At 63.5% G+C, this 25,106-nt stretch carries 20 protein-coding genes and 1 other RNA gene; 16 read left to right on the top strand and 5 right to left on the bottom strand.

Annotated features, from left to right (window positions below):
- The first annotated feature begins 76 nt into the window (after positions 1-76).
- Positions 77-2,020 carry a peptidase domain-containing ABC transporter gene (locus tag Q0T48_RS18860; protein WP_295959679.1) on the top strand — a complete coding sequence of 648 codons (1,944 nt, stop codon included), beginning with the start codon at positions 77-79 and terminating at the stop codon, positions 2,018-2,020.
- Positions 2,014-2,856, top strand: a complete 843-nt coding sequence (locus Q0T48_RS18865; protein ID WP_295959577.1) for a C13 family peptidase — start codon at positions 2,014-2,016, stop codon at positions 2,854-2,856. The genes Q0T48_RS18860 and Q0T48_RS18865 overlap by 7 nt, the downstream gene beginning before the upstream one ends.
- A 64-nt stretch (positions 2,857-2,920) precedes the next feature.
- Here the strand turns inward: Q0T48_RS18865 and Q0T48_RS18870 are convergent, their stop codons facing one another.
- Positions 2,921-3,811 carry a DMT family transporter gene (locus Q0T48_RS18870; RefSeq protein ID WP_295959580.1) on the bottom strand — a complete coding sequence of 297 codons (891 nt, stop codon included), beginning with the start codon at positions 3,809-3,811 and terminating at the stop codon, positions 2,921-2,923.
- A gap of 175 nt (positions 3,812-3,986) precedes the next feature.
- Here Q0T48_RS18870 and Q0T48_RS18875 point away from each other — a divergent pair, with 175 nt between their 5' ends.
- Positions 3,987-7,709, top strand: a complete 3,723-nt coding sequence (locus Q0T48_RS18875; RefSeq protein ID WP_295959583.1) for a hypothetical protein — start codon at positions 3,987-3,989, stop codon at positions 7,707-7,709.
- A 56-nt stretch (positions 7,710-7,765) separates the two neighbouring features.
- Here Q0T48_RS18875 and ffs read toward each other — a convergent pair.
- An RNA gene (gene ffs, locus Q0T48_RS18880) (signal recognition particle sRNA small type) lies at positions 7,766-7,861 on the bottom strand.
- Between the two features lie 191 nt (positions 7,862-8,052).
- Here ffs and gudD point away from each other — a divergent pair.
- The 9 genes from gudD to Q0T48_RS18925 all read left to right on the top strand — a co-directional run bounded on the left by gudD (position 8,053) and on the right by Q0T48_RS18925 (position 18,033).
- Positions 8,053-9,387 carry a glucarate dehydratase gene (gene gudD / locus Q0T48_RS18885; RefSeq protein ID WP_295959586.1) on the top strand — a complete coding sequence of 445 codons (1,335 nt, stop codon included), beginning with the start codon at positions 8,053-8,055 and terminating at the stop codon, positions 9,385-9,387.
- A 261-nt stretch (positions 9,388-9,648) separates the two neighbouring features.
- Entirely contained in the window at positions 9,649-11,022 is a 1,374-nt protein-coding gene (locus tag Q0T48_RS18890) for an MFS transporter (RefSeq protein WP_295959588.1), read from the top strand.
- 26 nt (positions 11,023-11,048) lie between these two features.
- Positions 11,049-11,837 (top strand): aldolase/citrate lyase family protein, encoded by a 789-nt coding sequence (locus tag Q0T48_RS18895; RefSeq protein WP_295959591.1) that lies wholly within the window; start codon positions 11,049-11,051, stop codon positions 11,835-11,837.
- Positions 11,838-11,891: 54 nt separating this feature from the next.
- Positions 11,892-12,797 carry a 2-hydroxy-3-oxopropionate reductase gene (locus Q0T48_RS18900; RefSeq protein ID WP_295959594.1) on the top strand — a complete coding sequence of 302 codons (906 nt, stop codon included), beginning with the start codon at positions 11,892-11,894 and terminating at the stop codon, positions 12,795-12,797.
- Between the two features lie 16 nt (positions 12,798-12,813).
- The gene (locus Q0T48_RS18905; RefSeq protein WP_295959596.1) at positions 12,814-14,082 is read left to right on the top strand and encodes a glycerate kinase; all 1,269 of its coding nucleotides are present in this window, start codon (positions 12,814-12,816) and stop codon (positions 14,080-14,082) included.
- Between the two features lie 42 nt (positions 14,083-14,124).
- On the top strand, positions 14,125-15,870 hold the full coding sequence (dnaX, locus tag Q0T48_RS18910; RefSeq protein ID WP_295959598.1) for a DNA polymerase III subunit gamma/tau: 1,746 nt from the start codon (positions 14,125-14,127) through the stop codon (positions 15,868-15,870).
- Positions 15,871-15,893: 23 nt separating this feature from the next.
- A complete protein-coding gene (locus Q0T48_RS18915) occupies positions 15,894-16,226 on the top strand; it encodes a YbaB/EbfC family nucleoid-associated protein (RefSeq protein ID WP_295959601.1) in 333 nt (110 codons plus the stop codon).
- A 78-nt stretch (positions 16,227-16,304) separates the two neighbouring features.
- Positions 16,305-16,895, top strand: a complete 591-nt coding sequence (gene recR, locus Q0T48_RS18920) for a recombination mediator RecR (protein ID WP_295959604.1) — start codon at positions 16,305-16,307, stop codon at positions 16,893-16,895.
- A gap of 94 nt (positions 16,896-16,989) precedes the next feature.
- Positions 16,990-18,033, top strand: a complete 1,044-nt coding sequence (locus tag Q0T48_RS18925) for an ABC transporter substrate-binding protein (protein ID WP_295959608.1) — start codon at positions 16,990-16,992, stop codon at positions 18,031-18,033.
- 7 nt (positions 18,034-18,040) lie between these two features.
- Here the strand turns inward: Q0T48_RS18925 and Q0T48_RS18930 are convergent, their stop codons facing one another.
- A complete protein-coding gene (locus Q0T48_RS18930; protein ID WP_295959610.1) occupies positions 18,041-19,606 on the bottom strand; it encodes a transglycosylase SLT domain-containing protein in 1,566 nt (521 codons plus the stop codon).
- Entirely contained in the window at positions 19,606-20,373 is a 768-nt protein-coding gene (gloB, locus tag Q0T48_RS18935; protein WP_295959613.1) for a hydroxyacylglutathione hydrolase, read from the bottom strand. The genes Q0T48_RS18930 and gloB overlap by 1 nt, the downstream gene beginning before the upstream one ends.
- A gap of 19 nt (positions 20,374-20,392) precedes the next feature.
- On the opposite strand from gloB, the gene Q0T48_RS18940 reads away from it, so the two are divergent.
- The 4 genes from Q0T48_RS18940 to Q0T48_RS18955 are packed head-to-tail and all read left to right on the top strand — an operon-like array spanning position 20,393 to position 24,261.
- Entirely contained in the window at positions 20,393-21,154 is a 762-nt protein-coding gene (locus Q0T48_RS18940; protein WP_295959615.1) for a methyltransferase domain-containing protein, read from the top strand.
- A 48-nt stretch (positions 21,155-21,202) separates the two neighbouring features.
- On the top strand, positions 21,203-21,652 hold the full coding sequence (gene rnhA / locus Q0T48_RS18945) for a ribonuclease HI (protein WP_295959618.1): 450 nt from the start codon (positions 21,203-21,205) through the stop codon (positions 21,650-21,652).
- 8 nt (positions 21,653-21,660) lie between these two features.
- Positions 21,661-23,118, top strand: a complete 1,458-nt coding sequence (sbcB, locus tag Q0T48_RS18950; RefSeq protein ID WP_295959621.1) for an exodeoxyribonuclease I — start codon at positions 21,661-21,663, stop codon at positions 23,116-23,118.
- 18 nt (positions 23,119-23,136) lie between these two features.
- Positions 23,137-24,261, top strand: a complete 1,125-nt coding sequence (locus tag Q0T48_RS18955; RefSeq protein WP_295959624.1) for a PHB depolymerase family esterase — start codon at positions 23,137-23,139, stop codon at positions 24,259-24,261.
- A 60-nt stretch (positions 24,262-24,321) separates the two neighbouring features.
- On the opposite strand, the gene Q0T48_RS18960 is transcribed toward Q0T48_RS18955, so the two are convergent.
- The gene (locus tag Q0T48_RS18960) at positions 24,322-25,023 is read right to left on the bottom strand and encodes a haloacid dehalogenase type II (protein WP_295959627.1); all 702 of its coding nucleotides are present in this window, start codon (positions 25,021-25,023) and stop codon (positions 24,322-24,324) included.
- Between the last annotated feature and the right edge of the window lie 83 nt (positions 25,024-25,106).

Here is a 25,106-nt window from a genome sequence, read left to right on the forward strand (position 1 = left end):
GTTTGCGGTGCTGGGCGAATCCCGCTTCTTGGTCGGCGGCCAGGGCCAGGGTGTGTTGCTTCATCTTTGTCGCCTTGTGAGGGATGACAATACCAATGCAAGTCACGCGCCAGGTCGGGACTTATTCAGCGTTGCCTTAAGTCTGCCCTGCATCCTGCATTGGGATTTGAAGCATTTTGTCGTGTTGCGACGGGTAGGGCGCGAGCGCATCGACATTCTGGACCCGGCCCGCGGGCAGCGCAGCCTGGGGCGCGAGGAGGCCAGCCGTTCGTTTACCGGCGTGGCGCTGGAGTTGTCACCTGGCGCGGAGTTCCAGCCTAAAAAAGAACGCCAGCAATTGCGTCTGGGTACGTTGCTGGGCAAGGTGCGGGGCTTGCGGCGCTCGCTGCTACAGGTGTTTGCGCTGGCGGCGGCACTTGAGGTGTTTGGTCTGGTGCTGCCGTTCTTTTCGCAATGGGTGATTGACGATGTGCTGGTGTCGGGTGACGCAGATCTGCTGGCCGTACTGGTCGTGGGGCTGGTGTTGGTGGGTGGTTTTCAGGTGGCGGCGGGCTGGGTGCGCGGCTGGGTGCTGATGCACAGGACTACCACCTTGAACTTGCAATGGGTCAGCAACACCTTTGCCCATTTGCTGCGTCTGCCGATGGCCTGGTTTGAAAAGCGCCATCTGGGTGATGTGGTGTCGCGCTTTGGCAGCATCAACACCCTGCAACAGACGTTGACCAGCGGCATGGTGGGCGCGGTGATCGACGGCATCATGGCGGTGGTGACGCTGGGGGTGATGCTGGTTTACAGCCCGTTGTTGTCTGCTGTGGCGGCGGCGGCTGTGGTGGTGTATGCCGTGGTGCGGGTGCTGCGCTATGGTGTGGTGCGCCAGGCCAACGGTGAGCAAATTGTGCGTGTGGCGCAACAGCAAAGCTACTTTATGGAAAGCATTCGGGGGGTACAGGCATTGAAGCTGTTTAACCGCGAGGACGACCGGTTGCGCCGCTTCATGAACCTGGCGGTGGAAAGCACCAATGCCGGGCTGCTGGTGCAGCGCCAGTCTCTGGCTTTCAATGCGCTGAATGGTTTTTTGGTGACTGCGGAGAACGCTGCAGTGCTGTATCTGGGGGCCAAGCTGGTGCTGGATGCGCACTTGTCTGTGGGCATGCTGGTGGCCTTTTTGGGCTACAAGGGGCAGTTTGTGGGGCGGGCTTCGGCACTGGTAGACCAGGCTTTGTCGTTCAGGATGCTGGGCCTGCAAACCGCGCGGCTGGCCGACATTGTTTTGACCCGGCCCGAGCCGCGCCTGGATGCCGATGCCTATCGATCCCAGGATGCAGTCCAAACCGGTTTGCCCGCCTCCATCGAGTTGCGCAACGTGCGCTTTCGCTACGCGGCAGACGAGCCTTGGGTGCTCAAAGATCTCAGCCTGTGCATCGAGGCGGGCGAGTCGGTGGCGATTACCGGGCCTTCTGGTTGCGGTAAAACCACCTTGCTGAAAATCATGCTGGGCCAGCTGAAGCCGGAAGAGGGCGATGTGCTGGTGGGTGGCCTGCCGATCAAGCAGCTAGGCTTGCAGGCGTGGCGCGACATGGTGGGCGTGGTGATGCAGGATGACCGTTTGTTCGCCGGATCGGTAGCTGAAAACATTGCCCTGTTTGACCCGCACATAGACTATGCCCGGATCGAGGAAGTGGCCCAGATGGCGGCGGTACACAGCGCAATTGTCCGCATGCCCATGGGCTACAACACCTTGGTGGGCGATATGGGCAGCGCCCTGTCGGGCGGGCAACGCCAGCGGGTGGTGCTGGCGCGGGCACTGTACAAGCAACCCCAAATTTTGTTGCTGGACGAGGCCACCAGCCACCTGGATACCGACACCGAGAGCCTGGTGAACCAGGCCATCCAGCAGTTGGACATGACCCGGATCGTCATCGCCCACCGCCCGCAGACTATTGCGGCCATGGGGCGGGTGGTGGCTTTGGGGACTTCAATGGCTGGAACTTTTATAGGCAGGATGGGATGCGTATGTTGAAAACCATGCGGATTGTTATAGTTTTGATAGCTGCCTTCGCTCTAGCAGCTTGCGCTACCTCCCCTTATTCTTCTGAAAACAAGGCCAAAAGTGATGCCTTGCTGGCGCAGCAGGTCGTTCAGGCGCAAGCCACGTTGGCAGAGTTTGCAACGCCCCGGCTGCTGTTTGTGGGCGTGGCCATGGACGACCGGTCTACCGCCTTTCGCAATGACGTGCAGTTGGCCGAACAGGTCGCGCTGGCCATAGACCCGCATGCGGTTGTTTTCAAATTGGCTAATCCGGCGCCGTTGCAGGATGCCGATTGGCCGTATGCCACCCGGGAGAATATCCAGCAGGTGCTGCAAACGCTGGGGGCGTTGGCCCGTCCGCAAGACAAGCTAATGCTGCTGCTGTCGTCACACGGCGCGCCCGGTTTGCTGGCGGTGCATGCGGGCCATAAGCCTTTGGGCGTGGTGGGCGCAAGCGATTTGGCGCAGTGGTTGCAGCCGCTGCAAAAGCAGCCCACCTTGCTGCTGGTGTCGGCTTGCTTTTCCGGTTCTTTATTGGATGCTTTGCAGCAGCCCACGCGCATGATCTTCACCGCTGCGGCCAAGGACCGGGTGTCGTTTGGCTGCCAGAGCCAAAGTGACAACACTTACTTCATCAAGGAACTGTTACGCCAGCCCGGCCTGTTGAACCTCTCTGTGCGGGAGGCCATGCAGCAAGCCCAGCGAGGCGTGGCCGCGTTGGAGGAGGCGCAGCACCTCAAACCGCCCTCCATGCCACAGCAGCACTACGGGAAAGACGTGCAGGATTGGTCGCGCCAAAAGATCAATCAGTGGCTGGTATTTCCGTGAATCTGATTCATGGTATTTTTGGCCTCCAGTGCTTATTCCACAAGCGTTAGAAGCTATAAAAAAGCTAGCTCGATCGCCCGCTGGGCTCCACAATCACCAGCGCAATCCCACACACCAGCAAGCCCGCGCCGGTCCAGAAGGCGGCGGCCGGGGTTTCGGCAAAAAACACGTAGCCCAGCGTGGGGCTGAACAACAGCAGTGAAAAGCTGCCCGCTTCCACTGCCGACGCGTCGCCCGAGCGGTAGGCAAAAAAGTACGACAGGTAAATGCCCGACGCTGCCAGGCCCACGATGGGCAGCAGCACCCACAGCGCAGGCGGCACGCTGGGCAGGGCGAAGCCGCTGAGCACGCCAAAGCTGATCCAGCAGGCGGTCTGGCTCCAGGTGAGGATGGCGATGGGGTGCTCGTGGCCCGAATATTTTTTCAGCACCACACCCAGCATGGCTTCCATCAGCGCGCCAAACAAGGCCACCAGCGCGGCGGGCTGGAAGGCCCCGGCACCGGGCTGCAATATGGCCAGCACACCGGCAAAGCCCACCGCCACGCCTAGCCAGCGCAGCCAGTGCGGGCGCTCGCCCAGCAGCCACACGCCCAGCGGCAGCATAAATAGCGCGCCAGTCATCAGGTAGGCGCTGGCCTCGGCCAGGGGCAGGTGCGACACGGCCCAGGCCGCGCATCCGGCGGAGGTCACGATAAAGCCCGCGCGCAGCAGGTGCATGCGCGGGTTGCGGGTGCGGATGACGCGGCCCCGCGTCCAGGCCACCAGCGGGGCCACCATCAGCAGGACCACGGTGGACTGCAAAAACAGCACCTGCCGGGGCGAGATGCCCTCGGCCATCAGGCGCTTGTTGCAGGCGTCCAGCACCGACCAGCACAGCATGGCCAGCACCACCAGCAGCACGCCCCGGGTATTGCCCGCCAGGCCGTGCCAGCGGGTTGATAAGATTTTCAGCATGGGATGGAGGATACGTGGATTTATAAGGTTTTTAGGCTTCTAGCGCAGATTGCACCTACGCAAGTAGCTATTTTTTATGTAGCGCTTGACTATATAGGCTTGTACTGCATAGTAGGGATGCAGTTTGGGGGGCGCAGGTTCAGAATGGGCCACTAGCCGCCCGCCGGAGAAACCCATGCCACCAGACCCGCATCCCGATAGCTTGCAAGCGCTTTGCGCGTCCGAGCGGGCCGCGGTGCTGGCGCGCAGGCAGCACGTGCTGGCCCAGCCACCAGCCGCCACTGAGGCGGGCCCGGGTGATGCCAGCGACCTGGATCTGCCCCGTGTGGGCCTGGCCTTGTCGGGCGGCGGCATCCGCAGCGCCACGTTTGCTCTGGGGCTGATGCGCGGTCTGGCGCAAAACCGCTGCGGCAGCGGCAGTGTGTCGCGCGGCCTTGCCCGCGATGGCCTGTTGGGGCGGCTGGATTATTTGTCCACGGTGTCGGGCGGCGGCTACATCGGGGCCATGTGGGGGCGGCTGGTGGCCACGTATGGTATCCAGGCGGCACAAAAACTGATGGCCGACGGGGCCTCGCCCGTGCTGGCCTGGCTGCGCCGTAATGGCCGCTACCTGAATCCCTCTGGCTCGCGCGATACCGGTACGGCCGTGGCCACCTATCTGCGGGCCTGGCTGGCCATCCACACCGAGCTGATGTTCACCTGCTTTGCGCTGGGCTTGCTGGTGTTGGCCCCTCACCTGCTGCAGCACCGCCTGCAGTGGCTCAACGGCTGGGTGGCCTGGCATACGCCGTGGTGGGTGCTGTCGCTGGTGGTGGCGCTGGCCACGGTGCCGGGCCTGATCGCGGGCTACTGGGCGGCGCGCGATGCGGGCGGCGACAAGGCGCTGGTGACGCACCATCTGGGGTTGCGCGACGCGGTGTTTGTGCTGGTGGCCGGACTGTGCACCGCGCTGCTGTGGGGTAGCGTGGGGGCGGCGGGCCTGGGGATATCGGTAGCGCAAGGGCCGGGCTGGCTGAATGCCTGCGCGCTGTTCATGGGCTCGCTCACTCTGGGCCAGGCTGGCGTGGTGCTGTGGCTTTGGCAATCGCGCAACGCATCGCATTCCCTGCTGGTGGCCCAGATCCGCCATGGGCTCACCAGTGCCCTGCGCGGGGCTTTGCTGCTGGCCCTGGGTTTGCTGGCGCTGGGCGCGCTGGATTTGCTGAGCTGGTGGCTGCTAGAGGCCTGGCTGGAGGCGCTGGATGCCAAGCGCGACGGTAACCCGTCGTGGCTGTGGGGCGGTCTGGGGGTGGGCGGCTTTGTGTTGCTGGTGCTGCGCAACCTGGTGCAGCCACTACAGCAAATGGCCGCCGAGACCAGCAAACAAAAGCAGGACTGGGTACCCCGACTGGTCAACCTGGCCAGTTTGCTGGCCTGCGTGGTGCTGGGGCTGGGCTGGCTGGTGCTGGTGCAGTGGTTTGTGTTTGCGCTGAACCCGTTTGGGGTGTTTGTGGATGTGCCTGCGGTGCTGCGGGTCGGGCTGCTGCTGGCGGCCTGGGCCACCTGGATGGTGCTGACGGCCGCCAATGCGCAAATGGCCAATTCGTCCTCATTGCACAGCTTTTACCGCGCGCGGCTGGTGCGCGCCTACCTGGCCGCGGGCAACAAAAACCGCCACATGGACGACCCCAGCAAACCCCGCTCCGACGTGACCCAGGTGGTGGAGGGCGACGACATGCACATGCACACCTACGCACCCGAGCAAAAAGGTGGCCCCATCCACCTCGTTAACACCTGCCTGAACCAGACCCGCGACTACCGCAGCGGCCTGTACAACGCCGACCGCAAGGGCGCGGCCGTTACCGCCAGCTGGCGCGGCTTCGAGGTGGGGCCCGGGGCTTTTGTGGCCCAAAAGAAGGGCCAGGATGTGGGCACCCTGGGCCGCTGGGTAGCGGTGTCGGGTGCCGCGGCATCGCCGGGGGCGGGGGCCTACACCTCGCGCGGTCTGGCGCTGCTGCTGTACCTGCTGGGCGTGCGCCTGGGCCACTGGATGCGCGCCCCCACCAAAAGCCCGGACCTGAAGTGGGGCAGCTGGTTTGGCTGGCGCTGGTGTCCCAAGCCGATGATGCTGGTCAACGAGGCGCTGGCCACCTTTTACGGGGTGGAGCGGCCCTGGTGGTATTTGTCGGACGGCGGGCATTTCGAGAACACCGGGGTGTACGCCTTGCTCAAGCGCGAGCTGGACTTCATCATCCTGTCCGATGCCAGTTGCGACCCCGACTACGAGTTTGGCGACCTGGAAAACCTGGTGCGCAAGGCCCGCATCGACTTTGGGGCCGAAATCGACTTCTACAGCCATGCCGAGGCCGCACGGGTGCTGACCCGCCTGTTCACCCAGGAGCGCCGCGAGGTCACCGTGCTGTCACCCGAAGACATGCAAGACAACCACTCCTGCCGCGGCGTGCTGCTGGCGCGCATCCGCTACCGCCCCCGCCCCGGTCCGGGCGGGGCCGAGGTTCGGCCCGAAGGTACGCTACTGGTAGTCAAGCCCAACATGCACGACGCGCTGGACGTGGACCTGCTGGCCTACAAGCAAAAGCACCCCGGTTTTCCGCACGAATCCACCGCCGACCAGTCATTTGACGAGGCCCAGTGGGAGAGCTACCACCGCCTGGGCGAAGACTTTGGCCGTGCCTTGACCGACGAATGGCTGGCCCTGCTGCCCGGCTGGCGCAGCCCGGCCCACCACGGCATGCAGGTGGCAGCCCGGCTGGGCGGGATCAAAACCGGCGACTCCAAACCGTCCGAGCCCCTGTGGCGGCGCGGCGTACGGGCCACCGCCATCGGCACCACGCTGGGCCTGGGGGCCTCCGGCACGCTGATCGTGTCCCTGTGGCAGGTGCAAGAGCAGTTGCAGCGCAAAAGCAGCGATTTGCAAGCCGACACCAGCCAGCTGTACGCCAAAGTGTCCGAAAAATTGGACACCCTGGAAGATGCCTGCCCCAAGCTGCCCCAGCACATGTTGACCCAAACCGAAGACTTGCTGGGCCGTCGCGACAGTCCGGCCATGCGCCGCGTCGACGCCTCGGGTGTGGAGCGGCTGGTGGAGCAGATTACCGGGCAGTGCGCCAAGCTGGAGAACTATTTTGTGTGCAGCAACGCCATCCAGCAAAGAGTGCAGGACCTGTGCAGTTTGGTCAAAAAACCCCCCATCCTCAGCAGTGCCATGGGCTACTGGGTCAACGGTGCCAGCCCCGCCGACCAGGCGCGTGCCAGCCAGAAGCTGCACGACAGCCTGGTGGCAAAGTGGGATGCCCTGGGTGTGATGGCCCTGTTCCAGCTGTCGGTGGCACCGCCCAACGTGGGCACGGTCTATCCACCGCCGCCTGTTGTACAGCCCCCGCCGGTCGTGGTACCGGTGGATCCCACCGTGCCGGACACCAAGGCCCAGGCGGTCGCCCAGGCCTGTACCGGCAAAACCACGCTATACATCCAGGTCTACGACCCGGCATCGTTTGCGGTGGCCAACGTGCTGCGCGACACCTTGAACCTGCAGGTCAGTGCCGCCGTGCAAGTGGCCCCGGTGGAAAACGTGGTGCGCAGCGCCGATCTGCGTCAACAGCGCCGCCCCGAGCCCTGGCCCAAACCCACCTTTGTGTTGCACGACCGCGCTAACCCCAATGCCCCGGCCACGCCCACCGGCAGCCAGGCCTGCGCCAAGGCTTTGTCACAGTACCTGGGTGCGCCGTGGGTGCTGCCCGGTGCGCCCGACCAGGTGTGGATCCGTAATCTGCCCGACGCACTGAAAGCCACGCCCGGTGTGATCGAGTTGTGGCTCCCCTCCATCGCCAGCAAAAGCGCTGAGCGGGTGATGGACAACGCCAATTCCCCCCTGGCGATGGCCATGGTGGGAGAGTGATTTTTTTGGGGGGGGGAGAGTAGGGTGCCCAGAATAGGGACCCGGAAGAAATGGGGGTTGACGAACCTTACCCCGGCACTGGCTCCACAGTTAGGGCTGCTTGGTTCCCCACCTGACCCGGTTGGCCGCTTCACCATGCGGGAAGGTCCGTCAAGGCATATTGTAAGCGAGGATATACGCCCCTAGCGACGGCTGGGTGATCCACGTGCCTCTGGGGCGGTGCGCGCATTTCGTGTTGTTTTTGTCAGGTTTATGGGTGGATGGGCTTGTTTAGTTGAAATGTTATCGTTAACATTGCGCTGTTTTGGATAAAACGCCATTTTTTCAATTTACGGAGACATCCATGCCCACCCATTCCACCCCCGTCATTACAGCTTTGCGGGTGATTCCTGTTGCGGGGCGCGACAGCATGCTGCTGAACCTGAGCGGCGCCCATAGCCCGTTTTTTACCCGCAACCTGCTGATCCTGACCGACAACGCAGGCCGCACCGGTGTGGGCGAGGTGCCAGGTGGCGAGAAGATCCGCCAGACGCTGGAAGATGCCAGCGCGCTGGTGGTCGGCCAGCCCATCGGCTCGCACCAGCGCGTGCTGCAGCAGGTGCAGAAGCAGTTTGCCGACCGCGATACTGGCGGGCGCGGGTTGCAAACCTTCGATTTGCGCACCACCATCCACGCGGTCACGGCCATCGAATCGGCGCTGCTGGATTTGCTGGGCCAGCACCTGGACGTGCCAGTCGCTGCCTTGCTGGGCGAGGGCCAGCAGCGCGATGCGGTAGAAATGCTGGGTTATTTGTTCTACGTGGGCGATCGTACTCAAACCGAGCTGCCGTACGTGGCTGACCCCGGTGCCGATAACGATTGGTTTCGCCTGCGCCACGAAGTTGCGATGACCCCTGAGGCGATAGTGCGACTGGCCGAAGCGGCGCACGAACGCTATGGTTTCAACGACTTCAAGCTCAAGGGCGGCGTGCTGCGCGGCGAGGAAGAGATACAGGCCATGCACGCGCTACACGCCCGCTTCCCCGCGGCCCGCGTCACCCTGGACCCGAACGGTGGCTGGTTGTTGAAAGACGCGGTGCGCCTGATGCGCGACATGCGCGGCGTGGTGGCCTATGCCGAAGACCCGTGCGGGGCCGAAGATGGCTTCTCGGGGCGCGAGGTGATGGCCGAGTTCCGCCGCGCTACCGGCCTGCCCACGGCCACCAACATGATCGCCACCGATTGGCGCCAGCTCAACCACGCGCTGTCGCTGCAGTCGGTAGATATTCCACTGGCCGACCCGCATTTCTGGACCATGGCGGGTTCGGTGCGGGTGGCGCAGACCTGCCGCGACTGGGGCCTGACCTGGGGCTCGCATTCCAACAACCATTTTGACGTGTCGCTAGCCATGTTTACCCACGTAGCGGCGGCGGCACCGGGTCGCGTGACCGCCATCGATACGCACTGGATCTGGCAGGACGGCCAGCGCCTGACGCAGGAGCCGCTGCAAATCGAGGGCGGCCTGGTGCAGGTGCCCAAAAAGCCGGGTCTGGGCGTGGAGTTGGATATGGTCGAGGTGGAAAAAGCCCACCAGCTCTACTTGCAGCATGGCCTGGGCGCGCGCGACGATGCCATGGCTATGCAGAGCCTGGTGCCGGGCTGGAAGTTTGACCCCAAGCGCCCGGCACTGGACCGCTGAGCGGGCGGATAGTCCACCGGCGTGGCCTTGCAGGGCCCACTTCAGCCTGTAGTCATCGTATGACATAGGCTTTTAAAAATGGCGCGTCAAGCGCCATTTTTGCGTTTTAACTGGTGTAAACCCTAGTGTCAGGCTGGACGGAATCGGCGATAGTAGCTCAAGTTGTCAGACAACGTATGACTTGTGGAGTGCAATGCATTCTGCAACCCAGCTTGTCTTTGGCCGTTTCTTCTGATTTCCGCTCCACCCTAGGAATTGCCCATGTCTGCCTTGAATCCGCCCATGGCGACCGCCGCCAGCGCAGCCACCCCCAGCCGCATGCGCTACTGGATCTTGCTGATGATTTTTATCGTCACCACGGTCAATTACGCCGACCGGGCCACGCTGTCGGTCACCGGCCCGGCCATGCGCGAAGAGTTTGGCTTTGATGCCATCCAGATGGGCTACATCTTTTCGGCCTTCAGCTGGGCCTATGTGATGGCGCAGATTCCCGGCGGCTGGCTGCTGGACCGGTTTGGTGCGCGGCGGGTGTACGCGGCCAGCATCTTTTTGTGGTCGGCCTTTACGCTGCTGCAGGGCACCATTGGGGTGTGGAGCAGTGCGGCCACAGCCGTCGCCACCTTGTTTGCCTTGCGTTTTATGGTGGGGCTGGCCGAGTCGCCTGCGTTTCCGGCTAATGCCAAGGTGGTGGCCAGCTGGTTCCCTACGCAGGAGCGGGGCCGGGCCTCGGCTATTTTCAATTCGGCGCAGTATTTTGCGGCCATGGTGTTTACGCCTTTGATGGCGGCCCTGACCCACTGGATGGGTTGGCACCACGTGTACCTGTGGATGGGCGTGCTGGGCTTTGCGCTGGCCTTGCTCTGGCTCCGGCTGGTGCACAGCCCGGTGAAGCACCCCTGGGTCAACAAGGCCGAGCTGGCGCACATCGAAGCCGGTGGCGGCTTGGTCCACATGGGGGAGCAGGGCAACGAGGCCAGCACCGTGCAGGTGGCGGCCTTGCCCAAGGGCCAGACCGGCTTCTACCTGAAGCAACTGCTGACCAACCGCATGCTGCTGGGCGTGTACCTGGGGCAGTTTTCGGTGAACGTGCTGACCTATTTCTTTTTGACCTGGTTCCCGGTGTACTTGGTGCAGTCGCGCCACATGACTATTTTGAAGGCGGGTTTCATGGTGTCGCTGCCGGCGATGTGCGGCTTCATCGGCGGGGTGCAGGGCGGCTATATCTCGGACCGCATGATCAAGTCGGGCTATTCGCTGACGGTGGCACGCAAGGTGCCTATCGTCTGCGGCATGCTGCTGTCGACCAGCATGATCATCTGCAACTATGTGGACAGCGAATGGCTGGTGATCGGCTTTATGGCGCTGGCTTTCTTTGGCAAGGGCGTTGGCTCCTTGGGTTGGGCCGTGGTGGCCGATACCGCACCCAAGGAAGTGATTGGCCTGGCGGGCAGCATCTTCAACATGTTCGGCAACATCGCCGGTATCGTCACCCCCATCGTGATCGGCTACATCCTGGCCACCACCGGATCGTTCAATGGGGCGCTGCTGTTCGTGGGGCTGAATGCCCTGGTCACCGTGCTCAGCTACCTGGTGATCGTCAAGGACATCAAGCGCATCGAGCTCAAACACATTTAGTTTTTATTCCCACCAAGGAGCATCCCATGCGCGAAAACCGCTTACGCACGCTGTGGAAATCGGGGGGCGCTGCCGTGAATGGCTGGCTGGCCATACCGAACAGTTTTTCCGCCGAGACCATGGCCCACCAGGGCTGGGATTCGCTGACCATCGACCTGCAGCACGGCATGGTGGACTACCAGGCCATGGTGCCCATGCTGCAGGCCATCTCTACCACCGACACGGTGCCGGTGGTGCGCGTGCCCTGGCTGGAGCCCGGCATTCTGATGAAAACCCTGGACGCGGGCGCTTACGGCGTGATCTGCCCCATGGTCAACACCCGCGAAGACGCGCAAAAGCTCATCGCTTACACCCACTACGCGCCGCGCGGCACCCGCAGCTTTGGCCCGGTGCGGGCCACGCTGTACGGTGGAGCTGATTACGCCGAACACGCCAACGACACCATCGTCACCTTCGCCATGATCGAAACCGCCAAGGCGCTGGACAACCTGGACGACATCCTGTCGGTCGAGGGGCTGGACGCGATCTACATCGGCCCTTCAGACCTGTCGCTGGCCCTGGGCTGCCGCCCGGTGTTTGACGATGTAGACCCCAAAGCCGCCGAGGCGATCGACCACATCCTGGCGCGCGCCAAGGCGCACGGCGTGGTGGCGGGCATCCACAACGGCACCACCGATGGAGCGCTGGCCCGCATCGCCAAGGGCTTTCAGTTCGTCACCGTCAGCTCGGATGCGCGGCTGATGGCGGCAGGCGCTCAGCAAGTCATTGCCAAGATGCGTGCCAACAAGGCACCCGCCAGCACTGGCGGATATTGAGAATTTTTTAAACGAAAACGGGCGCTAGCGCTTATATAACCTCCAGGAGTAGCTATGAAATTAGGATTTATCGGTTTGGGCATCATGGGCGCACCCATGGCATTGCATCTGGTCAACGCGGGCCACCAAGTGTTCTTTTATGCACCACGCAAAGTGCACCCCGGCATTGCGGCATCCACCGCTATTGCCTGTGCCCATGCGGCCGAAGTAGCGCGCAACGCCGACATCACCTTCACCATGGTGCCCGACACCCCGGACGTGGAATCGGTGCTGTTTGGCGAGAACGGTATCGCCATCGGCCTGGCCGTGGCTAGCGTGATGGAAGACGGCCACAGCCGCAAGATAGTCGTCGACATGAGCTCGATTTCGCCCATGTCCACCAAGGCCTTTGCGCTGAAAATCAACGAATTGGGTGCCGACTACATCGACGCGCCCGTGTCCGGTGGCGAAGTGGGTGCCAAGGCGGCCTCGCTGACCATCATGTGCGGCGGCTCGGAAGCGGCTTTTGCCACCGTGCGCCCGTTGCTGGAGCTGATGGGCAAGAACATCACCCTGGTGGGCGGCAACGGCGACGGCCAGACCACCAAGGTGGCCAACCAGATCATCGTGGCGCTGAACATCGCCGCCGTGGGCGAGGCGCTGCTGTTTGCCAGCAAAGCCGGTGCCGACCCGGCCAAGGTGCGCCAGGCGCTGATGGGCGGGTTTGCTTCCAGCCGCATTCTGGAAGTGCACGGCGACCGCATGGTCAAGCGCACCTTTGACCCTGGCTTCCGTATCCGCCTGCACCAGAAAGACCTGGGCCTGGCCCTGCAAGGTGCGCGTGAGCTGGGTGTAGCCCTGCCACAAACGGCGGGTGCTGCCCAATTGATGCAGGTCTGCGCCGCCAATGGCATGGCCGACCTGGACCACTCGGCCCTGGTCAAAGGTTTGGAGCTGATGGCTGGCCACACTGTCGCCTGAACTTAAGATCGCCGCCATGCCTTCCACCGACCGCACCCCGCTCTTGCGCCGCATGTTCGACGCCGCCGTGGCATCCGCCCAGCCCGCGCTGTGCCTGCCACCGCACCTGCCGCCACCGCCCAAGGGCCGCACCATCGTCATCGGTGCGGGCAAGGCCTCGGCCGCGATGGCACGGGCGCTGGAAGACCACTGGAGTGGCCCGCTGGAGGGCCTGGTCGTTACCCGTTATGGCTACGACGTGCCGTGCCAGCGCATCGAAATTGTGCAGGCTGCGCACCCGGTGCCGGATGCGGCTGGGCTGCAGGCGGCGCAGCGCATCCGCCAACTGGTCACCGGCCTGACGGCGGACGACCTGGTGATTGCGCTGATTTCCGGCGGCGGCTCGTCGCTGCTGGTGGCCCCCGGTGAAGGCCTGACCCTGGCCGACAAGCAGGCCGTCAACACCGCGCTGCTGCACAGCGGAGCCAGTATTTCTGAGATGAACTGCGTGCGCCGCCACTTGTCCAGCCTCAAGGGCGGGCGGCTGGCCGCCGTGTGCCACCCGGCGCAGGTGTTGACGCTGCTGATATCCGATGTGCCGGGCGACGATCCCATCGACATCGCCTCTGGCCCCACCGTGGCCGACCCCACCACCTGCACCGATGCGCTGGCCATCGTGGACCGCTACCGCATTGCAGTGCCGCCTGCGGTGCGCAGTCTGCTGGAAAGTGGTGTGGGTGAAACCGTCAAGCCCGGCGACCCGCGCCTGGCCGGTATCCAGACCCGCATGATTACCGCCCCGCAAATCGCCCTGGAAGCCGCGGCCCAGGTGGCGCGTGAGGCTGGCATCACCCCGTACATCCTGGGCGACAGCCTGGAGAGCGAAGCCCGCGATCTGGGCAAAGCCATGGCCGGTATCGCCCGCCAGGTGGCCGTGCATGGCCAGCCGTTCACCACGCCCTGCGTATTGCTGTCGGGCGGCGAAACCACCGTGACCCTGCGCGGCACAGGCCGGGGCGGGCGCAATGTCGAATTTTTGCTGTCGCTGGCGGTAGCGCTGAACGGCCTGCCGGGTGTCTATGCAATGGCCGGCGACACCGACGGCGTGGACGGAGCCGAAGAAATCGCCGGTGCTGTCCTTACCCCCAGCACCCTGGCCCGCGCCTGGGCGTTGGGCACCAACCCGCGCAGCAGCCTGGACAATAACGATGCGCACAGTTTCTTCCAGGCGCTGGGCGACTCCGTGGTGACCGGCCCCACGCTGACCAACGTGAACGACTTTCGCGCGATCCTGATCGAGGGCTAGCCCCGCCCAGAAAGGGGGCGTTCAGCCCTTTAGAATCGCCGCATGTCTTATCTCGTGCTCGCCCGCAAGTACCGTCCGCGTAATTTCTCTGAAATGGTGGGGCAGGAGCACGTGGTGCAGGCCCTCAGCAACGCCCTGACCACCCAGCGCCTGCACCATGCCTACCTGTTCACGGGTACGCGCGGCGTGGGCAAAACCACGGTGTCGCGCATCCTGGCCAAGTCGCTCAACTGCCAGGGTCCCGACGGCACCGGTGGAATCACCGCCAGCCCTTGTGGTGTCTGCAGCGCCTGCACTGATATTGATAGCGGTCGGTTTGTCGATTACACCGAGCTGGATGCTGCGTCCAACCGGGGCGTGGACGAAGTGCAGGCCCTGCTGGAGCAGGCCGTGTACAAGCCGGTGCAAGGGCGCTTCAAGGTCTTCATGATCGACGAAGTGCACATGCTGACCAACACCGCGTTCAACGCGATGCTGAAAACCCTGGAAGAGCCGCCCGAGTACCTGAAGTTTGTGTTGGCCACCACTGACCCGCAGAAAGTGCCGGTCACCGTGCTGTCGCGCTGTCTGCAGTTCAACCTGCGCCCCATGGCCCCCGAAACCGTGCTGTCGCACCTGACCCAGGTGCTGGCCACCGAAGGCGTGCAGGCTGAAACCGGTGCGCTGCGTCTGCTGTCCCGCGCGGCCCGAGGCTCCATGCGCGATGCTTTGTCACTCACCGACCAGGCGATTGCCTTTGGCAACGGCCAACTGGAGGAAACCACGGTGCGCCAGATGCTGGGCAGCGTAGACCGCAGCTACGTGTTCCGCCTCATCGACGCGCTGGCCCAGGGCGATGGCAAAACCGTGGTCGAAACCGCAGAAGCCCTGCGCCTGAACGGCCTGAGCGCCGCTTCCACGCTGGAAGAAATGACCAACGTGCTGCAACGCATGGCCGTGCTCCAGGCCGTGCCCGGCATGCCGGTAGATGAGGCCGACCCGGAAGCCGCCGACACTGCCCGTTTAGCCGCCGCCATGCCTGCCGACGAAACCCAACTGCTCTACAGCCTGTGCCTGCATGGCCGCGCCGAGCTGGGCTTGGCCCCCGACGAATACGCCGCCCTGACCATGGTGCTTTTGCGCCTGCTGGCCTTCAAGCCGGGCAGCCCGGTGCGCCAATCGGCGGAAAAAAAAACTCTGAGTGAACCGTTGCGGGCGCCTTTACCGTTGCCTGCGCCCGTGGTTGCTGCTGCTGCAAAGCCCGCCGTAGCTCCCGCACCACCACCCGTGGCTGCGCCGGTTGCTGCTCCAGTGCCCCAGGCGCCCGTGCTGCCCACCGTACAGGAATTGCCCGTGCGCGTACAGGCCGAACCCAGCGAACGTTTGCAAGCGCGTCCGGTTGTGGTGGCCGCGCCCCCGGTGCACACAGCAGACGGCGACTACTGGCACGCCACAGTGCAGCAACTGATTGCCGCCGATGCCGTGGGCGGCCTGGTACGCGAACTGGCTTTGCAGTCGCAACTGGTGGCGGTGGACGGCAGCCATTGGCGGCTGCGCATCGAACGTGAGTCTTTAAGCCAGCCCATGAGCCGCGAGCGCCTGCGCGTGGCCCTGGAGTCCATTACGCCCAATGCCACGCTGGACATTGAAATAGGCAGTGTGGCCGACAGCCCGGCCAAGCGCAATGCAGTGGCGGCGAACGAAAAACAACGCATCGCCGAAGAGATCATCCTCGGCGATCCGCTGGTGCAATCCCTCATGCGAGACTACGGCGCGAAAATTGTGCCCGGTACGCTCAAACCCATTTAATTTCAACTTACTTAGGAAACACCATGTTCAACAAAGGACAACTCGCCGGCCTCATGAAGCAAGCCCAGGCCATGCAGGACAACATGAAAAAAGCCCAGGATGAACTGGCTTTTGTCGAGGTCACCGGTGAATCCGGCGCCGGCCTGGTCAAGGTCGTGATGACCTGCAAGCACGACGTGAAGCGCATCACCATCGACCCCAGCCTGCTGGCCGACGACAAAGACATGCTGGAAGACCTGGTCGCTGCTGCCTTCAATGCCGCCGTGCGCAAAGCCGAAGAAACCAGCCAGGAAAAGATGGGCAAACTCACCGCAGGCATGCCCGGCCTCCCAGGCGGCATGAAATTCCCGTTCTGATCATATTTATGCTTTTTAGGCCACTAGCGCATACGGAATATGCGCAGGTAGCTATGAAAAATGTAGCTAAAGGCGTGCATGTCTGATTCCAGTGCCTTGAACGCCTTGATCCAGGGCTTGCGCCGCCTGCCGGGCGTGGGCGTGAAGTCAGCCTCGCGTATGGCGTTTCATCTGCTTCAGCACGACCGCGAGGGCGCGCAGCTGCTCTCCAAGGCCCTGGCGCAGGCGGCTGGCAACGTCAAGCATTGCGCGCTGTGCCACACCTTCACCGAAGAAGATATCTGCGATACCTGCCAGGACGAATCCCGCGACGCGTCCAAGCTGTGCGTGGTCGAGAACCCGGCCGACCAGTCGGCGGTAGAGCGCACCGCCGCCTTCAAGGGGCTGTACTTTGTGCTGATGGGCAAGATCAGTCCGCTGGACGGGGTAGGGCCTAAAGACATCGGACTGCAAAAGCTCATTGACCGGGCCAGCAACGGCCTGGTGCAAGAAGTCATTTTGGCCACCAACTTCACCGCCGAAGGTGAAGCTACGGCCCATGTGATCAGCGTGGCTCTCAAGGCGCGGGGCCTGCAGGTCACGCGGCTGGCGCGCGGTGTGCCGGTGGGCAGTGAGCTGGAGTATGTGGATCTGGGCACTATTGCGCATGCGTTTGTCGACCGGCGTTAACCCGTAGCTCAAAACGTTACGGGCAAACCCGGACGGGGATGCTCCCAATGTGTAACAAATGGATGAGCCCTATGCTGGTGCAGACGCCACCTGCATGCCCACCCACCCACTTCCCCGCCGTGCCTTTGTTGCTGCAGCCCTGCTGGCCGCGGGCTTCCATGCGACATCCACCCGCGCCCAAGCCAAGCTGGAAAAGTCCCGGCTCACGCTGGCCGTGGATGGCGAAGCCGCGCTCTACCACCTGCCGTTGACGATTGCCGACCAGCTGGGCTATTTCAAGGCCGAGGGCCTGGAGGTGGAGATCAGCGACCTGGTGGGTGGCATGTGCTCGCCCCAGGTGATGCCGGGTAGTACGGCCGACGTGTTTGCCGGGGCATTTGAAAACACCATCACCAGCCAGGCCAAGGGCCAGATGTTTCAGTCGTTCGTACTGCAAGGTCGGGCACCGCAAATTGCGCTGGGTATTTCGACCCACAACATGCCTGGCTACCGCACGCTGGCCGACCTGCGGGGCAAGAAAATTGGCGTCGCCGCGCTGGGTGCTCCTTCGCACATGGTGGCGAATGTGGTGCTGGCGCGGGCGGGAGTAGGCCCGGGCGAGGTGCAGTTTGTCGGTATCGGTTCGGCCGGTGGAGCCCTGTGGGCCTTGCGCTCTGGCCAGGTCGATGCCATTTGCAATACCGACCCGGTGATGGGCATGCTGGAGCAAAAGAGCGACATCAAAATTGTGTCGGACACCCGCACGCTGAAAGGTGCGCTGGATGTGTTTGGCGGGGCCATGCCCGCAGCCTGCGTTTATGCACCGCTTGAATTTGTCCGCAGGTACCCCAACACCGTGCAGGCGCTGACCAATGCTATGGTGCATGCGCTGAAATGGCTGCAAACGGCGGGGCCCAGCGACATCGTCAAGAGAGTGCCCGAGAGCTATTTTTTGGGCGACCGTGCGGTGTATCTGGCAGCGTTCAATAAAGCCCGCGAGGCCATATCGCCCGATGGGCTGTTGCCCGAGGACGGTCCGCAAACGGCATGGAAAGCCTTGGGCAGCTTCGATCCGCTGGTCAAGGCGGCCCGGATCGACCTGGAAAAAACCTACACCAATGACTTTGTCCGGCGGGCCAAAGAGCGGTTTCGCGCCTAAGCGGCCACTACTGCTTCTTTTTACGGGTGGGGGGCACAACTTTGGTGGATCGCGCCGCTTTGTGGCTATCGGCACTGCGGGTCTTGGTGGTGGCCGATTTGCCCTGCGTACGGTCTGCCGCTGGGGCGCTGGCGCGGGTTTTGGTCAAACGCACCGGTAGGTACAAAACCACCTGCTGCCCGGCTTTGAAGCCCGCGTTTACCTTGAGGTCGTTCCAGTCGGCCACATTGCTGGCGGTGACACCGTAGCGCTTGGCAATGCTGGCCACGGTGTCGCGTTTGCCTGCCTTGATGGCGGCTTTGCGGTTGACGATCTCGGGCGACAGGCTGAGCTGGGCGGTGTCGGCCACGTGCTCGCTGACGTCTTGCATGCTGGCCGAGCGTGGCACGATCAGTGCCGATCCGGCCTTGATCAGCATGCGCGGCGGAATGTTGTTGACGCTGCGCAGGTCGTATTCGCTCATGCCCACCTGCTGGGCGGCGGCGCTGACGCTCATGGTGCTGGGGGCCGTCCAGGCCGTCCAGCTGGCGTACTGGCCCTGGGTGTAGGCATCAAAGTTGCGGGTGAACACGGTGGCGTTGTCCCAGGGCAGCAGGATTTGCGGCGTACCGGCGGCCAAGATCACCATGCGGTGCGACGACGGGTTCAGTGCCTTGAAGTCTTCCAGCTTTACGCCGGCCAGCTTGGCGGCCAGGGTCACGTCGATGTCGTGCGAGATGTCCACGCTTTGGAAGTAAGGGTGGTTTTCAATCAGCGGCAGCTCGGTGCGGAACATGTCCGGGTTGGCGATGATGTTCTTCACCGCCTGCAGCTTGGGTACGTACAGACGGGTTTCGGCAGGCATGTTCAGCTCGGAATAGCTAATGCCCAGGCCCAGCTTCTGGTTGCGGGCAATCGCCCGGCTCACGCTGCCTTCGCCCCAGTTGTAGGCCGCCAGCGCCAGTTGCCAGTCGCCAAACATGCCGTACAGTTTTTGCAGGTAGTCCAGGGCGGCGCGGGTCGATGCCAGCACGTCGCGCCGGTCGTCGCGGAAGATGTTTTGCTTCAACTCGAAGTAATTGCCGGTGGCCGGCATAAATTGCCACATGCCTGCGGCCTTGGCGCTGGACACGGCCTGCGGATTAAAAGCGCTCTCGATGTAGGGCAGCAGGGCCAACTCGGTCGGCATGCCGCGGCGTTCCAGCTCTTCCACCACATGGAACAGGTATTTGCTAGAGCGCTCGGTCATGCGCTGGATGTAGTCCGGGCGGGTGGCGTACCATTGTTCGCGGTCTACCACCAGGTCGCTTTCCAGGTTAGGCATGGCAAAGCCGCGGCGGATGCGTTCCCACAGGTCGGCCGGGGCCTTGAGCTGGGCGACACCGCGCGATGCGGCATCGGCCGCGGTAATGGGCTGCAGCGTACCGCGCGGATATACGGCGGTGTGGGGCGGCACCAGCGCTTGTTTGGGGTCCGTTGCGGGCAAGGCGGACGGCGGGTTGGGCTGGGCCCCGCCTGCGGTGGGCGTCCCGACGGTGGCGCAGCCGGTCAGCCACAAAAGGACGGACAGGCCAGCAAGGTGGATAAATTTCATTAAAACTGGTTCTTCCAGGTGCGAAGTGCGCCTAATACGCTGGCTTCGTCGAGGGTGGAGGCATCAAACGCCTGCGCGGCCTGTTGGACCGTGGCATAGCGTGTGCGCAAAAAAGGGTTGATTTGGAGTTCCAGCGCAATGCTGGAAGGCAAGGTGGGCACATCGGCCGCACGCTTGGCAATGCACTCTGCCTGGTATTGAGCCAGCGCGGCGTTGTCTGGTTCCACGACGCGGGCAAATTTCAGGTTACCCAATGTGTATTCGTGGGTGCAGCATACCCGGGTGTTGCCGGGCAGGGCGGCCAAAGCGGAGAGCGAGGCCAGCATTTGTGCCGGTGTGCCCTCAAACAGCCGCCCGCAGCCGCCCGAAAACAGGGTGTCGCCGCAAAACAGCAGCGGCGCTCCGTCCCATTCGGGTGCAAAGTAAGCAATATGCCCGGCGGTATGGCCCGGCACGTCGATGATGTCAAAGGCAATGCCCAGGGCCGTGATGTGATCACCCTGGCTGAGCTTATGCAGCGGCGCGGGGATCCGTTCGCGGGCCGGGCCGTACACCGTGGCGCCGGTGGCATCGCGCAATGCGTCCACGCCGCCCACATGGTCGTCATGGTGGTGCGTGACTAGAATGGCTTCCAACTGCAGGCCGTGCTGCCGCAGTGCGTGAAACACTGGCTGTGCATCGCCCGGGTCCACCACCAGCGCACGCTGTCCATCGTGCACCATCCAGATGTAGTTATCGGCAAAAGCAGGCAGGGCAAGTAAGTTCATGGGCAGTGAAATTATAAGTTTGCACGAATGGTTGAAGACCCCGCCGGGCCAGTATCTGCTGGACTGGGAGCGGGGGCGCTTCGACGAGGCGGTCGCCGATGTGTTTGGCTACCATGCGCTCCAGCTAGGGCTGCCAGAGTTGCCAGCACTGCAGAATAACCGCATACCGCACCGTTGGCTGGCCACCGATGCCCCCAGGCCAGCCTCTGCGGCAGATTTTGCGCCCGCTTCGCCCACACTGGTGACCGATTTTGCCGCTTTACCGTTTGCAGAAAACAGCCTTGATCTGCTCTTGCTGCCCCACACCCTGGAGCTCAGCCCCGACCCCCACGCCACCCTGCGCGAGGTAGAGCGCGTGCTGGTGCCCGAGGGCCGGGTGGTGATTGCGGGCCTGAACCCCATGAGCCTGTGGGGCCTGCGCCAAAGCCGCACCCGGCTGCTGCACCGCCTGGGGATGGGCGACAACTACCTGCCCGAGGTGGGCGAGGCGATTGGCTACTGGCGCTTGCGCGACTGGTTGCGCCTGCTGAGCTTCGAGGTGGAGTCGGTGCAATTTGGCTGCTACCGGCCGGCCTCCCGCAGCGCCGCGTGGCTGGAGCGCATGCGTTGGATGGACCGTGCGGGCGAGCGTTACTGGCCTATTTTTGGCTCCATCTACTTTGTGGTGGCCGTTAAACGGGTACGCGGCATGCGCTTGCTAGGCCCCAGTTGGAAGGTACCCAAGGCCTTGGCCAACGCACCGGTGCCGATTGCCAACAAGGGCAACTACAGTGAGGGCTAAGGCATCTGGTAAAAATGCTGCTCTGTTCGATGATTTAGAAAGCTGTATTTGAACCACGTAGATATGTATACCGACGGTGCCTGCAAAGGCAACCCTGGCCCCGGCGGCTGGGGCGTTTTGCTGACCTGGAGCGGCACCGAGAAAGAAATGTTTGGCGGCGAGTTGGCCACCACCAACAACCGTATGGAAATGATGGCCGTGATCGAAGGCCTGAGCGCTTTGAAGCAGCCCTGCAGCATCACCCTGTACATCGACAGCCAGTACGTGCTCAAGGGCATGACCGAATGGCTCAAGGGCTGGAAGGCCCGTGGCTGGCTGACGGCCTCCAAGGAACCGGTGAAAAACGTCGACCTGTGGCAGCGCCTGGACACGTTGGTCAACACCGCCGGGCACAAGATCGACTGGCGCTGGGTCAAAGGGCATGCGGGCCACCCCGGCAACGAGCGTGCCGATGCCCTGGCCAACCGCGGCGTGGATGTCGCCCTGGGCAAACGGTAAAGCAATCCATGGCGGACCATAGCTTTCTTTGGCACGACTACGAAACTTTTGGTGCCAACGCCCGGCGGGACCGCCCGGCCCAGTTTGCCGCCATCCGCACCGATGCCGATCTGAACGAGATCGGTGCGACGATGATGCTGTACTGCCAGCCCGCGCCCGACTTTCTGCCTGACCCGCAGTCTTGCCTGATCACCGGTATCACACCGCAAATCTGCCTGCAGCGCGGCCTGCCCGAAGTTGCATTTGCCAACCAAATCGAACAGGCTTTCAGCCAGCCCGGCACCATTGGCGTGGGCTACAACACTATCCGCTTCGACGACGAGATCACGCGCGCCATGTTCTGGCGCAACCTGATCGACCCCTACGCCCGCGAATGGCAAAACGACTGTGGCCGCTGGGACCTGCTGGACGTGGTGCGCACCGCCTACGCCCTGCGCCCAGAGGGCATTGAATGGCCGACCAAGCCCGACGGCAGCCCCAGCTTCAAACTGACCGACCTGAGTGCCGCCAACGGCCTGCTGCACGAGTCCGCGCACGATGCCTTGTCCGACGTGCGCGCCACTATTGCCCTGGCGCGCCTGATCCGTACCGCCCAGCCGCGCCTGTTCGACTTCTGCCTGGGCCTGCACAAAAAAGACCGCGTAGCGGCCGAGCTGGGCCTGCCCACCACGCTGCAGACGGCCAAGCCGTTTCTGCACATCTCTGGCATGTTCCCGGCGCAGCAGGGCTGCCTGGCCCTGATGTGGCCGCTGGCCATGCACCCGCACAATAAAAACGAGCTGATCGCCTGGGACCTGGCCTACAGCCCGGCCAAACTGGGCCAGATGGATGCCGAAGCCATCCGCCTGCGCCTGTTCAGCAAGGCCGAAGACTTACCCGAAGGCCTGGCGCGCCTGCCCATCAAGACCATCCACCTGAACAAGTCGCCCATGGTGGTGTCCAACCTGAAAACCCTGTCACCGGCATTGGCCGAGCGCTGGGGTCTGGTGGGCGATACGCTGCGCACCCATGCGGCCCAGGTGCGCGCGCTGCCCGACATGAGTGCCATCTGGCCCGAGGTGTTCAGCCGCCCGGCGCAGGAACCCCGAGACGTGGACGACGACCTGTACGGCGGCTTCGTCGGCGATGGCGACCGCCGCCGCTTGAACGACCTGCGCGCCCTGTCGCCCGAAAAACTGGCAGAGAAAGTGGCCGATGCCCGGGCGCATTTCGACGACGAACGCCTGACCGAGTTGCTGTTTCGCTACCGCGCCCGCAATTTCCCTATGACACTGACCCCAGAAGAAACCGCCCGCTGGGAAGCCCACCGTGCCGCGCGCCTGTTTGACGGGGAGGGCGGGGCCCGCACCATCGAAGGCCTGTTTGCCGAGATCGATACCCTGTCGGAAACCGCAGACGAGCGCGGCGAAGAGATTCTGGGGGCCCTGTACGACTACGCCGAAGCCATCGCCCCCGACCGCGACTAACCAGGATTCACACCAGCCATGGCAAAAAGTCTCAGTAGTCTGTGGTTAAAAAGCCTGACCCGCATCGCCAAGGCGCAGCAGAAAAGGCTGATCAACAGCATGGCGACGGCGGCCAAAAAGACCACCAAAGCTGCCGTCAAACAGGCGCTTGCACCTCCCAGAACTACAAAAAAAGCGGCTCCCAAGCCTGCAACCAGGCCTGCAACCAAGCCCGCGCCACCCATGGCCTTGCCCGGCAGCTGGACCCGCTCCTTCTTTGCAGCGCCCAACGGCCAGCGCATGAGCTACTGGCTGTACCTGCCACTGCGCGACAAGGCGCAGGCCCTCAAGCCGCTACCTCTCGTCGTGATGCTGCACGGCTGCACCCAGACGGCCCGCGAGTTCGCCCAGGGCAGCCGCATGAACGCCCTGGCCCAGCGCAAAGGCTTTGCCGTGCTGTACCCGCAGCAGTTGCTGACGATAGATGCCCACCGCTGCTGGCAGTGGTACCAGCGTGCCACGCAGAATGGCGGCGGCGAGGCCGGTCTAGTGGCGGGCACGGTCACCCAAGTGGTGGCCAAGCTGGGGCTGGACGCGAGCCGGGTGTACCTGGCTGGCATCTCCGCCGGGGCGGCGCTGGCCCAGATCATCGCGCTGCGCTACCCGTTTCGTATCGCCGCCGTGGGCCTGCATTCCGGCCCGGTGTTTGGCACGGCCGACAGCCGCATGACGGCTTTTGGGGCCATGCAAACCGGCGGCGGCACCCATGTGGCGCAGGCGGTGCAGGCCACCGTGGACGGGGGCGGCTTCCCGCGCATGCCCGCTATCGTGCTGCACGGCGAGGCCGACAAAGTAGTGCGCATCGTTAACCAGCAGCAGGTGGCGCAGCAGTTTCTGCAGGTCAACGGCATCGCCGATCTGGCCCCGGTCACCACCCACAGCCCCGCCCGGCCCAAGGGCCGCAGCCCGCGCCACGCCTTCCAGACGCTGGACTACCGCGTGGGCCGCAAACCCATCGTCTCGGTCTGCCGCATCGCCGGGCTGGAGCACGCCTGGAGCGGCGGCGACGGTGCGCTGCGCTTCAACGACAGCGTGGGGCCGGATGCCAGCGCCTTGCTGTGGGCGTTTTTTAGCAAGCACCGGCGGTTGCGCACGCTGAAGTAATTTGCTATTGCTTATATAGCTGCAAGCGTAGGCAGAATATGCGCTAAGTCCCGAAATGACTTACCAGTCGAGTGCATCGAACAGCGCCGGTACGCCCGCCAGTGTGGGCAGTGTGGCATCCGGCGTGTAGTCGGGCAGCGGGCTGCGCCGACCGCGGTCGATCCACACGCAGCGAAAGCCGATGTCGCGTGCGGCGGCGTGGTCCAGGTGCGGGCTGGCGCAGATGTGCACTACGTCTTCCTTCGCCACCTGCAATTGGGCATGGGCGTAGTCGAACAACTGGCGCGACGGCTTGTAGGCCCCGCCTTGCTGGGCGGTGATGACCCGGTCGATGGCGCCGCCCAGCTGGGCCACGTTGCCCGCGATGATGTCGTCGTCGGTGTTGGAAATGATGCACAGCCGAAAGCCGCGCGCCTTGAGCTGCTGCAGTGCAGCCACCACCTCGGGAAATGGTGGCATGCGGCCGATGCGATCGGTCAGGCGATGGGCATCTTCTGCATCGCCGCGCAGCCCCAGCTCGGCCAGCGCCCGTTGCAGTGCCATGCCCGATACCTCGCGGAAAGACCGGTGCGGCGGGGTTTGCTCCAGGGTGTGTTCGTGCCTGTCGTGCAGGGCGATCAGCGTGGCGGCATCGATCTGCGGCGCGTTCTTGCGCTGCAGGATCTCGGCAAACACGGCTTGCAGGCCCTCGTCCCACTGGATCAGGGTGCCGTAGCAGTCGAAGGTGAGCCACTGGGGCCGAGGGGTGTGTTGCAGCGTCATGGAAGTGGTGGGTTGGCTATGGAAGTCCGCATCGTGCGGCAGGCGTTAGATATTTGCAAATTGATTTAATATGGATCTTTAAG

Source organism: Rhodoferax sp. (assembly GCF_025354435.1).
Taxonomy (GTDB): Bacteria; Pseudomonadota; Gammaproteobacteria; order Burkholderiales; family Burkholderiaceae_C; genus Rhodoferax_B.